This is a genomic window from uncultured Campylobacter sp. (assembly GCF_938015785.1).
In the GTDB taxonomy this organism is placed as follows: domain Bacteria; phylum Campylobacterota; class Campylobacteria; order Campylobacterales; family Campylobacteraceae; genus Campylobacter_B.
Map to the genome: position 1 here is coordinate 1 of NZ_CALLWC010000012.1, position 10,564 is coordinate 10,564.

The 10,564-nt window shown below is 46.8% G+C and carries 11 protein-coding genes and 1 pseudogene; 1 reads left to right on the plus strand and 11 read right to left on the minus strand.

Annotation, left to right across the window (positions count from 1 at the left end; genetic code table 11):
- The 11 genes and pseudogenes from Q0393_RS01660 to Q0393_RS01710 form a co-directional block, all read right to left on the minus strand.
- Nucleotides 1-355: pseudogene (locus Q0393_RS01660) on the minus strand (CRISPR-associated protein Cas6); the annotation flags it as partial.
- 71 nt (nt 356-426) lie between these two features.
- A complete protein-coding gene (gene glyS / locus Q0393_RS01665) occupies nt 427-2,454 on the minus strand; it encodes a glycine--tRNA ligase subunit beta (RefSeq protein WP_298977385.1) in 2,028 nt (675 codons plus the stop codon).
- Entirely contained in the window at nt 2,438-2,572 is a 135-nt protein-coding gene (locus Q0393_RS01670; protein WP_291937682.1) for a hypothetical protein, read from the minus strand. The genes glyS and Q0393_RS01670 overlap by 17 nt, the downstream gene beginning before the upstream one ends.
- A complete protein-coding gene (locus Q0393_RS01675; RefSeq protein ID WP_298977387.1) occupies nt 2,569-3,930 on the minus strand; it encodes an endonuclease/exonuclease/phosphatase family protein in 1,362 nt (453 codons plus the stop codon). Before Q0393_RS01675 ends, Q0393_RS01670 begins: the two co-directional genes overlap by 4 nt.
- Nucleotides 3,918-4,406 carry a tRNA (cytidine(34)-2'-O)-methyltransferase gene (locus Q0393_RS01680; RefSeq protein WP_298977396.1) on the minus strand — a complete coding sequence of 163 codons (489 nt, stop codon included), beginning with the start codon at nt 4,404-4,406 and terminating at the stop codon, nt 3,918-3,920. Before Q0393_RS01680 ends, Q0393_RS01675 begins: the two co-directional genes overlap by 13 nt.
- A complete protein-coding gene (locus Q0393_RS01685) occupies nt 4,399-5,157 on the minus strand; it encodes a hypothetical protein (RefSeq protein WP_298977388.1) in 759 nt (252 codons plus the stop codon). The genes Q0393_RS01680 and Q0393_RS01685 overlap by 8 nt, the downstream gene beginning before the upstream one ends.
- A 49-nt stretch (nt 5,158-5,206) precedes the next feature.
- Entirely contained in the window at nt 5,207-6,328 is a 1,122-nt protein-coding gene (locus Q0393_RS01690; RefSeq protein ID WP_298977390.1) for a CCA tRNA nucleotidyltransferase, read from the minus strand.
- Entirely contained in the window at nt 6,288-7,613 is a 1,326-nt protein-coding gene (locus tag Q0393_RS01695) for a hypothetical protein (RefSeq protein WP_298977391.1), read from the minus strand. The genes Q0393_RS01690 and Q0393_RS01695 overlap by 41 nt, the downstream gene beginning before the upstream one ends.
- Entirely contained in the window at nt 7,606-7,848 is a 243-nt protein-coding gene (locus Q0393_RS01700; RefSeq protein WP_005869161.1) for a hypothetical protein, read from the minus strand. The genes Q0393_RS01695 and Q0393_RS01700 overlap by 8 nt, the downstream gene beginning before the upstream one ends.
- Nucleotides 7,849-7,857: 9 nt before the next feature.
- Nucleotides 7,858-8,928 carry a 3-isopropylmalate dehydrogenase gene (gene leuB / locus Q0393_RS01705; RefSeq protein ID WP_298977393.1) on the minus strand — a complete coding sequence of 357 codons (1,071 nt, stop codon included), beginning with the start codon at nt 8,926-8,928 and terminating at the stop codon, nt 7,858-7,860.
- A gap of 9 nt (nt 8,929-8,937) precedes the next feature.
- On the minus strand, nt 8,938-9,420 hold the full coding sequence (locus Q0393_RS01710) for a 3-isopropylmalate dehydratase small subunit (RefSeq protein WP_291937702.1): 483 nt from the start codon (nt 9,418-9,420) through the stop codon (nt 8,938-8,940).
- 406 nt (nt 9,421-9,826) lie between these two features.
- On the opposite strand from Q0393_RS01710, the gene Q0393_RS01715 reads away from it, so the two are divergent.
- Nucleotides 9,827-10,564, plus strand: a 738-nt coding sequence (locus Q0393_RS01715; RefSeq protein WP_298977395.1) for a sigma-70 factor domain-containing protein, incomplete at its 3' end; no start/stop codon positions are given.

The following is a 10,564-nucleotide window of genomic DNA, read 5'->3' on the forward strand; positions in this document are numbered from 1 at the left end:
TGTAAGTATAGTTCTCATAGCAGCCGTGTCTTCTCCCATAGGATTGATGATATCTTGCTTCGACGGTAGTTTGCGTAAATAGAATTTCACCCAAGCTTAGCCCGTCTTTTAGCACTGCTAGCGCGATTTTACGTTCAAACTCCGGCTCGCATGAAGCAAATCGCACGCGCAAGTCCTCTCCTCGCAAGATAAAATCAAACACCGTGCGTTTAAAAATTTTACCGCTTGATTCGTGCCTATATCCTACGTGCTCTGAAGCCGGCAGATAGCGATAAAGAAAGCCCTGAATCAGCTGCGAGAGAGATTTTATGATTTTTAGATTTTTAGTTGGTAATTTTGCGTTGATGATTAGCATTTGCGCTCCTTTGCACGGTAAAATTCTGCCCAAGATTCGTGCAACCTTGGGCAAACGAGCTCTAAGTGAAATTAAAATCCTATCTCTTTGATATCGGCAAACTGCAAAAACGCGCGATAAATTTGTCCGATATTTGCGATACGATTTGCGCGTATCGCGGTATCCTGGACGTTTATCATTACGTTATCGAAAAAATCATCAATCACGCCTTTAAGCCCAAATAGTGAGCGCAGATACCCACTCACGTCGTTTTCGTTGAGCTTAATCGCCCTGAACGCCACATTTAGCGCGCGCTCAGCATCGTGTTCGAATAGGCTTTCATCCACCACGCCAATTTTTTCGTCCTTGATGATATTGGCTAGGCGCTTAAAGGTCGCAAAATTTTCCCCGAAATCCGCTGCTGCTGCGATCTCGCCCAGAGCTTTTATAGCCTTGCTTAGTCGCAACAGATCGTTTTCGCCGCTTGCGATGCACGCCTTGATCACCGACGGATTTATCTTGTCAAAAATTCCATATAGTCTATCTTTCATAAAATCCAGCAGCTTAGAAATGTCAAATTTCTTATAACTTGGCGCCAGCTTTTGCGCCAGCGCATTCGCATCAAAGCTCAATCCTTGATTTAGTAAAATTTTAATTAGCCCCATAGCTGCGCGGCGAAGCGCATACGGATCTTTATTGCCGCTTGGAACTTTATTGATGCTAAAAAGCCCCAGGAGCGTTTCAAATTTCATCGCCACAGCGATTACACCACTAAATACACCGCTTGGCAGCTCACTATCTTCGCCACTAGGCAGATATTGCTCGCGTATCGCGCGGCATACATGATCTGCCAGTCCAGCGTGTGCGGCATAGTAACTACCCATAATGCCTTGAAGCTCGCTAAATTCGCCCACCATCGTGCTGCTAAGATCTGCTTTACTAAACATTACGGCATTTTCTACATCCCGCGCAAAATCCTTTTTGCCGATCTCCGCCTCGATCTGCGTAGCATAATCCGCGCTCAGTGCCCTTGCTACGGCTAGCTCGCGCACCTGCTTATCATAAACCGAGCCAAGGGCTTGCATATAGGAAATTTGCTTAAGTTTTTCAGAGCTAAATTCCGCTTGCAAATCGCTTTTCCAGAAAAACATAGCATCGCTTAGGCGCGCGCGTAAAACTTTTTCATTGCCGCGTATCACTAGCTCGTCATCATCGGTGATCGCATTACTAACGACAACGAAGTGATTGCTTAAGTTTTTATCCTCGAAAACTGGAAAATAGCGCTGATTCTCCTTCATCGAAGTGATGATGACCTCTTTTGGCACGCTTAAAAAATCTCGCTCAAAACTGCCTAGCAGCGCCGTCGGATACTCAGTGATAGCCGTTACTTCATCCAGCAACGCAGGATCGACCTCGATCTTAAAGCCATGCTTTTTCTCGAGCTTTGCAAACTCGCTTAGAATTTTATCTTTTCTTTTTTGCTCGCTTAAAATTACGCCGTTACGCTCCAGCAGTGCGAAATAATCTGCGGCGTCTTTAAATTTAATCGCTTCATAGCCAAATTTTCTGTGCGGAAAAAATGCAGCCGCGCTTCGCACGCCATAAATTTCAAAATCTACGTTTTGACCGCCCAAAACGCAGGCTATGCTTCTTATCGGACGGATAAACTCAAACTCACCGCCACCCCAGCGCATCGCGCGTCCAAAATTTAGTGATCGCAAAAACTCCTCTATCATTTCGCCCAAAATATCACAACTATCACGCCCCTTTTGCACCGCAGCGTGGTAGAGCACCTCTTTGCCGCCTATCTGCCGAAATTCCAGCTCGCTTTCGCTTATGCCGCATTTTTTAGCAAAACTTAGCGCTGCAGGGCTCCACGCGCCGTCTTTGAGCGCGACGGATTTTGGTGCGCCCGTGCTTACGATCTGCGCATCATCGCCGCGTTGCGGAAAATCCTCGTGAAATAGCACGAATCTACGCGGGCTAAATTCGAAGCGAAAGTCACTATTTATGCGGTTAGCCTCAAGCACTGCGCGCCATTTTGGCGCGATATTCGCACGCTCTTTTAAAAACGGGATCGCAGGCAGCTCCTCGACCCCAATCTCAATGAGTAGTTCCATCTTTATCCTTTTTTCGTTGATTTCGTTTTTCGTTTTTCTCCATCATTTCGCGGTTAAATCCTACGATCATAAATATCATAAAAAGCACGAAAAGTGCGGTTATAACGGCGTGTATCATTCTACTATAAATTCCTTTTGCCCTTTATAAATCGTAAAATAGGCATTTTTAAATTCTAAATTTTTGCCGTTTTGCACAGGAGCGCTTTTGCGAAAAATTCTAAACTCGCCCACGCTTTTTAGATCAATTATGCCGTCTTTAACGTCGCCTTTTATCGTGCTTATCACATCTCCTGCGCGCAGCTGCCGCACCGATGCGCTAGGCAAAACGTATGGCGCGATAGAGCCTACGTTGCCGTTTCTAGATACTATCTCATAATCGTCGATCTCAAAGCTTTGCTTATAAAATTTCGTCTTTTTTACTAGCAGATCGAGTTTATCGCCTAGCTGTAGCCCGCTGCCGCCATAGACAAAAACTCCGCTTCCATCTTGAGAAATTGCAAAGCCGTGGCGGTTTGTAAAGCTCACGACTACGCCTTTTATCAGCATAGGCTCGCTTATAATGCGCCCGTAAAGCTCCTCTATCGTGACGGCCTTTGCGGAGCTAGCGGTATTTTTAGCTAAAAATTCTTGCTTTTTCGGCATAGATTTTAAAGCGCCCTCGTCCGTCAGAATGAAGCTAATCGGGAAATGATCGGAAGCGGTAGAGGATTTAGCAACAGCGAAGCTATCCTTTTTATATCCAGGCTCGCTACTAAAAAAATCGTCGCTAAGCAAGATATGATCTAACACTGCGCCGCTTTCATGAGATTCACAAGAGCCAAGATGCTTTAGCTGCGAGCAGGGATGTAGCGCCCACAAATCACTAAATCCATCGCGCTCGATAAGCTCGTTTAGCAAAGAATTTCGCCCGAAATTCGTATTAAAATCTCCCGCTACGATAGCGCGTTGGTGCCCTTGCAAAACCTCGCGTAAAAAGCCAAAATTGTGCTTGCGCTCGCTTAGCGGATTGCGTGCAGAGAGCATATGCACGACATAAAAGCTAAAATCAGCGCCGCCAAGCGCAAAATCAGCGCGCAAAATATCTCGTGTTTTAAGCTCTATCGGGCGGTAGATTTTTTGAAATTTTATCGGTATGCGTGACATCACTGCCACGCCCGCAGGTGCAGTCTGTGCGCGCGAAAAAGCGTAGAATTTATAGCCCGCCTTCTGCGCAAGCGCTTTTAGCACGGCTTCGTTTTCGATCTCTTGCAGCCCCAAAATATCGGCATTAAGCGCGCTTATCTCATTCGCTATCTCTTGCAGCTTGCGCTCGTATTTTTGCTCGCTCCATGAGCCGTGCCCGATCTCAAAATCCGCGTACTCCGTGCCGTCGTTTACGCCGTCGAATAAATTTTGCACGTTAAACGATGCGATTTTCAGCTCCGCCGCACTCGCGCCGCAGAAAAACATCGCAAAAAGTAGCGCTAAAACTCGCAAACCGCGCTCCTAAAGTCGAATTTATCGATATTTTGGCGGATCGCTTCGTAGGTTACGATGCCCACGCTGGTGGCTAAATTTAAACTGCGCCCCGCCCCGCTCATCGGGATCGTGATGCAGTTTTCGCGGTTTGTGCGCATGATCTCAAGCGGCAGCCCGTGCCCCTCCGAGCCGAAAATCAAAAAATCGCCCGGCTGAAATTTCGCCTCGTAATAGAGCTTGTTCGTCTTCGTCGTCGCAAAAAAGAAGCGCTGCTTAAATTTCTCATTCGCCGCCATAAACTCGTCCCAATTTTCCCAAATTTTAAGATCCAAGTTCGCCCAGTAATCAAGCCCCGCGCGGCGCAGATGCTTATCGTCGATGAGGAATCCCAGCGGCTTGATCAGATGCAAAGGACACCCCGCATTGACGCACATACGCCCGATGGAACCGGTGTTTGTGTGGATCTGCGGATATACTAACACGATATTAAACATCAAAAATCACCGATTTTGCATGAGCAGAATTTTGCGATTTAAAATTCCGCGAGGCAAAGTTTTGAGATTTAGAATTTCGAAAAGCTAAATTACGCGGCTTGGGATTTCGCGCAGTAAAGCCTTGCAAATTTAAATAGGCAAAATTCCACAATTTGAAATTCTGCGAAGTAAAATTTAGGTTCATGATTTTGCGACGCTGCAGTACGTCAGATTTTTTCTCACAGCGATACGGCTCTTGCGTCTTTCTATGGTGCAGCGCTACAGCTACTCCCATAACACAGGATGCGCGATACGGCTCGCTAAATTTTGCTTTAATACGTTTAATATGACGCAGGCTGTGAGATTTTGTGCCAAGATGTCCTAATCCGCAAAATTTCATCTCGCTGCAATGCGAGCCGTGAAATTCCGTCTCGTTGCTGCACGGCTCATATAATTTCTCACCGCAGTGATGCGATCTGCGAAATTCTCTCGATCCATAAAACTTCGCCTCGTGGGCTTTTTCGGTATGGCGGCACGACGGATGAAATTTTAATAGGTCAAATTCCGCGTCGTGAAATCCTACCGAGCTAAGCTTTGCACTATGAAATCTTACGCCGCAAAAATTTAAATTTCGCTCGCCATAAAAGATAAAATCTCGCACAGCAAAAATCACGAGATTTCGCCTACGATCAAAGCAAAAAGCGCGCTTTTGCAAAGGCGAAGCATTCTTGTAAAACGCGTAAATTTCGTCGCGACGATAGAATTTTTTCACAAAACTAGCTCCTAAATAAAACAGCAATTTTACAAAAATCTCTCTAAATTTACGCTTTTAAAGCCGCTACAAACGCCCTAATCTCCGCTTCTTGCAGCCTCTCAATCTCCTTGCCGATCGCCGCGCCGCGCAGATTGCGAGCGACATCCGCAGCGCAAACCAAGCTCTTAAATTTCTTATCCCAAATCCCAAGCCGCTTTGATGCTTGCACCCTACCTTTACAATATAGCCCGAGCCACTGCTTAAGCGGCATTTTTAGAGCGATTTTGCATAGCCGCTCGTCGCTTACCCGCTTAAAAAACGGCTCTCTAAGTAGCCTTTTATAAAGAGAATTTAGCCCTAAATTCTTTAAAATTTTATTTTTATCTAATCCTAAAAAATTCAAAAACGCATATAAAAAAAACATTTCATTTCTCACGAAAGATTCGCCGCGCTCTATGAATTTCATCAGCCGCTCGTGCGTGCGCGGATCAATCCGCAATCCAAAAACCCGCTCGTAAAGCCCCAGCTCTTGCATTAGCGTCATCCCATATCGGTGTGCAGGTGCACGAAAAAATTTAATCAGCTCCGCTTTAATGCGCTCGCAACTAAGATCGCTAACGTCGATACTACGCATGAGCTCTAAGGTGCGCGGCTCGGTGCGAAGCTCAAATCTCGCTGCAAACTGCACCGCGCGATACACGCGCAAACTATCCTCCACGAAAGTGTGCGGATCAACCACTCGCAAAATACGCGCGCGCAGATCCGCAAGCCCGCCGTAAAAATCGAGCACTTTGCCGCTTATAGCGTCTATCATCATCGCATTAATCGTAAAATCACGCCGCCTACTAGCCTCATGTTCGTCCGTAGCCAAAGCGACACTAAAGCCCTTGTGTCCGATGCCAGTCTTACTCTCGGTGCGCGGAAGCGAGATGTCGAAGTTTTTGTATTTATAGACGAAGTAATTCTTGCCGACGCCCTGTGCGCCGAAGCCATGCATAATTTGCTCGAAGCGGTGCGGACCCACATCGTAAAGCTCCACATCCACATCAGCACTCGCCCGCCCTAAAAAATGATCGCGCACGCAACCCCCCACCAGATAGATGCGTGAGCTAAATTTTTTAAGATAATCTAAAAGCGCGATAAAATCGTTATTTTGATAGATTTTCAAGTCGGTTTTCGATACTTGCAAGCAAAAATTCCATAAATTTTAAATTTAGCTCCACGCGCGCGTTCAAATCGCCCTTCTCAAAAGCGTTCAGCCCATCAAAAAGCACTAAAATTCGCTCTTTTATCGCGCTCAAAAACTCCGCTTCGCTTGAAATTTTAAAATCTGTATTTGCGAGATATTTTGATTTGTCGCCCGCTTGTCTCGCAGCCCCGAGATGTCGCGCTGCTTCAGGCTGGCGCAGGGCGGAATTTTGAGCACCAGAAGAAGCAAAACTTCCAGCTTGCATATCCTGTGCGGCAGAATTGCGAAGCTGCGGCGTGGCGAGCTCATCGTCTCGCACCTCAGGCGTCGTAAAATTCTGCGGCTGCGAAACGAAATTTTGCTGCTGCACGGCAGCATTTCGGATCTCTAGTGCGGCGAAATTTTGAGCTTGAAGCGACGCTAAATCCTGCTTTTTAGAATGCGCCGTACCGAAATAATCGTCAACTTCGTTTTCTTTGAAATCAGAGCCAGACCCAAAATCGTCATTGCTTAGCTCCTTAAAATGCGCGCCTAAAATACGAGGCGTCAAATCTTGCTTACTTTGGGAGTCGTCATCCGTAGAATTTAGCGCTAATTCAAAATCTTTACTTTCGGCAGAGCTTTGCGCTATGCTTGCGTCCCTGCTTTGCGGCGAAGCAAACCCATTCATATCACTGCCTAGACTATCGTAAATTTCGCCTGCGATGCCCGATAAATCACGAAAGCTTTCGTCAAATTTTGCGGTGGAGCTTTTTAAAATTTCATCGTTTGCAAAGGTGGAATTTTTGCCATTTACAGAAGCGGAATTTATAAAATTTTCTTCATTTAAAGAGACGGAGGCCACGGAATTTTCACTGCTTGTAAGATCAGAGTTTTTAAAATTCTCCTCGCCTGAAAAAGTAAAATTTTCATCTTTTGCGGCAGATTTTTTTAAAGTAGCGCCCGCCGTAAATTCCGTGCTGCTATGTGCAGAGTTCTTGCGTGCCAGGGCATTTGAATGATCTAGGACGGAATTTAAAGCATTCGATGAAACAAAGCGCGAAGTAAAATTTTGCGCGTTTGGTGAGGCGATATCCGGCACAGATGTAGAATTTAAGGCATCAGGTGCAATGAGATCTGGCGCAAAAGAAGCGGGGTTTAAAGTATCCTGCGAAGCCTGCGCTTCTGCTTCAGCGCTGTTTGCATTCACAGCCCCCTCTTGCTGCGCCGCCAAATCTTGCGCGCGCTTTTGCGCTTTCATCTCATTTACTGCTTCGATGATATCTTCTAGTTCATTTTCATACATCAATTAGCCACCTCTTAAATTCCGCTTGTTTGCGCGCATCGACGCTTAAAAAGCGCTCCAGCATCGCCATATTAACGCCCGAGCTTACCCGGTGATTTAAATTTAGCCGCGCAAAAAGCACAGCCGCATCGCCATCTTGGGGATTATCGCGTAAAATACCGCGGCAAATCCGCATTGCGCCGTAGATATCGCCTTTTTTCTCAAGCTCCATAGCGTATGCTAGTGCGCCATTCAAAGCTAGCTCCTAAGCCTTAGCCGCGTAATCTGCAATGATCGAGCCGATCTCTGCAGTCGAGCAAATTTCTTTGGCGTCGTACTGCGCGATATCCTTGGTGCGGTATCCGTCGCGAAGCACGGCGCGTACGGCAAGCTCGATCGCTTCTGCCGCTTCATTCTCGCCGAATGCGTATTTTAGCATCATCGCCGCGCTTAAGATCGTAGCGATCGGGTTTGCGATCCCCTGCCCCGCGATATCGGGCGCGCTGCCGTGAATCGGCTCGTAAATTCCCACCTTGCCGCCGATACTCGCACTCGGAAGCAGCCCGATCGAGCCACAGATCATACTCGCTTCGTCGCTTAAAATATCGCCGAATAAATTCTCAGTCAAAATCACATCAAACTGCGCTGGCGCCCGCACTAGCTGCATCGCGGCGTTATCGACGTACATAAACTCTAAATTTATCCCAGCATAGTTTTTCGCTAGCTCGCTTACGACTTCGCGCCACAGCTGGCTTGTTTCAAGCACGTTGGCCTTATCCACGAGCGTTATCTTTTTGTTTCGCAAAAGCGCAGCCTCAAACGCGACCTTAGCCACGCGCTCGATCTCAGAGACGTTGTAGCACATCGTATTTAGCGCATCCTTTTCGTTTTTAACGCGCGGCTGCCCGAAATAAATCCCGCCCGTAAGCTCACGCACCACCATTATATCGACGCCTTTGATGATCTCAGGCTTTAGCGTCGAAGCGTTTATCAGCTCATCAAAAATCATCGCAGGACGCAAATTTGCAAACGCTCCAAGCTCCTTGCGAATCTTAAGCAGTCCGCTTTCGGGGCGCAGTTCGCGCGGCAAGCCGTCCCATTTAGCGCCGCCGATCGCACCGAAAAGCACCGCATCGCTTGATTTAGCGGTATTTAGCGTTTCATCCGGAAGCGGAACGCCCATAATATCGATCGCCGCGCCGCCCATCAAGCGGTAGTCAAAATTTAGCTCAAAATTAAATTTATGGCTTACGGCATCGAGCACCTTGATCGCTTCTTCGATGATCTCAGGGCCGATTCCGTCGCCTTTTATCACGCATACGTCGTATTTTTTCATCTAAATTCCTTACAAGTTTATCTTTGTTTTTGCATAATTTATCGCTCCGCCGGCATCAAGGAGCTTTTGCATAAACTCAGGTATCGCGCCGAATTTATACTGAGTTTTTTGAGTTAAATTTTTAATTACGCCGCCCTTTAGATCGATGCTAAGCTCGTCGCCCTGCGCGATCTTATCCGTCTCGTCGCATTCGAGGATCAAAAAACCCGTGTTGAAGCTGTTTCGATAAAAAATCCTAGCGAAGTTTTTTGCGATCACGCATGAAATTCCGGCAGCCTTAAGCGCCATCGGTGCGTGCTCGCGCGAGCTGCCGCAGCCAAAATTTTTCCCCGCTACGATGATGTCGCCGCGAGCTATTTTGGACGAAAAATCCCTGTCCGCATCCTCCATAATGTGCGTCGCAAGCACCGCCGCATCGGAGGTATTTAGGTAGCGCGCCGCGATAATAATGTCAGTGTCGATATCATCGCCGAATTTCCATACTTTTGCCATATTTCCGCCTTAAATTTTAAAATAGATGTGCGATTTTACCGACAAATTTATTAAAATCCGCTCAATCGCTCCGATATGAGGGTGGAATTCCTCGCCTAGAATTTAGGGCTAAATTTAAACGCAAGAGCGCAGAGATAGGGAGTGCGGAGGCGTTAAATTTTAAATCGGCGGCGTAAAGGATGCGGAATTTCGGCGCGCTAATTTTCGTCTTGCAAGCACGAAATTTTAGCGGGCAATCTTAAATTTAGCTAAAAATATAATCTAAATTTTAAAATTTAGCCTAATTTCTAGAATTTGAAAAATCATTAAATTTAGATAGTTCATGCCGTATATAAGCAAAAATAAAGAGCGTTTCGGTATAATCCGATTTTCCAAAACCAAATACACAACGACACAAGGAGATTTTATGGCGAGCCCAAAAGACGCCTTAACGCCCATCGAGCAGTTCTTCGACGAAAATCAGAAAAGCTACATCACCTACGAAAGACTGATAAAATTTTTCGACAAAGCCCCCACTGCGACGGCCGTTAAGAAGGTCGAAGCGCTTACGAAAAAATTCGACGTCGAGCTGATCTCCGCCGCAGAAATCTCCAAAATCAAAAATTTAGAGGACGCGAAACTCAAAGAAGCCACGCAAAAAAAGCTGCTGGACGAGGGCTGGGACGAGGAGTTTGATCTATCCAGCGACGTCGAGCTTTTGGAGTGGAGCCGTTCGGACAGCCCTGTGCGGATGTATCTGCGCGAAATGGGACAGATCCCGCTGTTAACGAAAGAAGAAGAGATCGAGATCAGCAAAAAAATCGAGCTCGGCGAGGACATCATCATCGACGCGTTTTGCTCGGTGCCGTACTTAATAGACTTCATTTTAGACTATAAAGAGCCGCTCATCAACCGCGAACGCCGCGTCAAGGAGCTTTTCAAGAGCTTTGACGACAGCGACGAAGAGGGTGAAGAGGAGGACGAAGAGGAACTATCGGAGGAGGATTACGACGACGAGGAGGATGAGGAGAGCGCGGACGAGGCGAAGCAAAAGCGCTCTAGAAAGAACGATAAGCGCGCTCTAAAGGTCATCGAAAGCTTCAAGGCTCTTGAAAAAGCCAAAAAGGACTGGATGAAATTTGCCGAGAAAAACGCCGAGGCAATC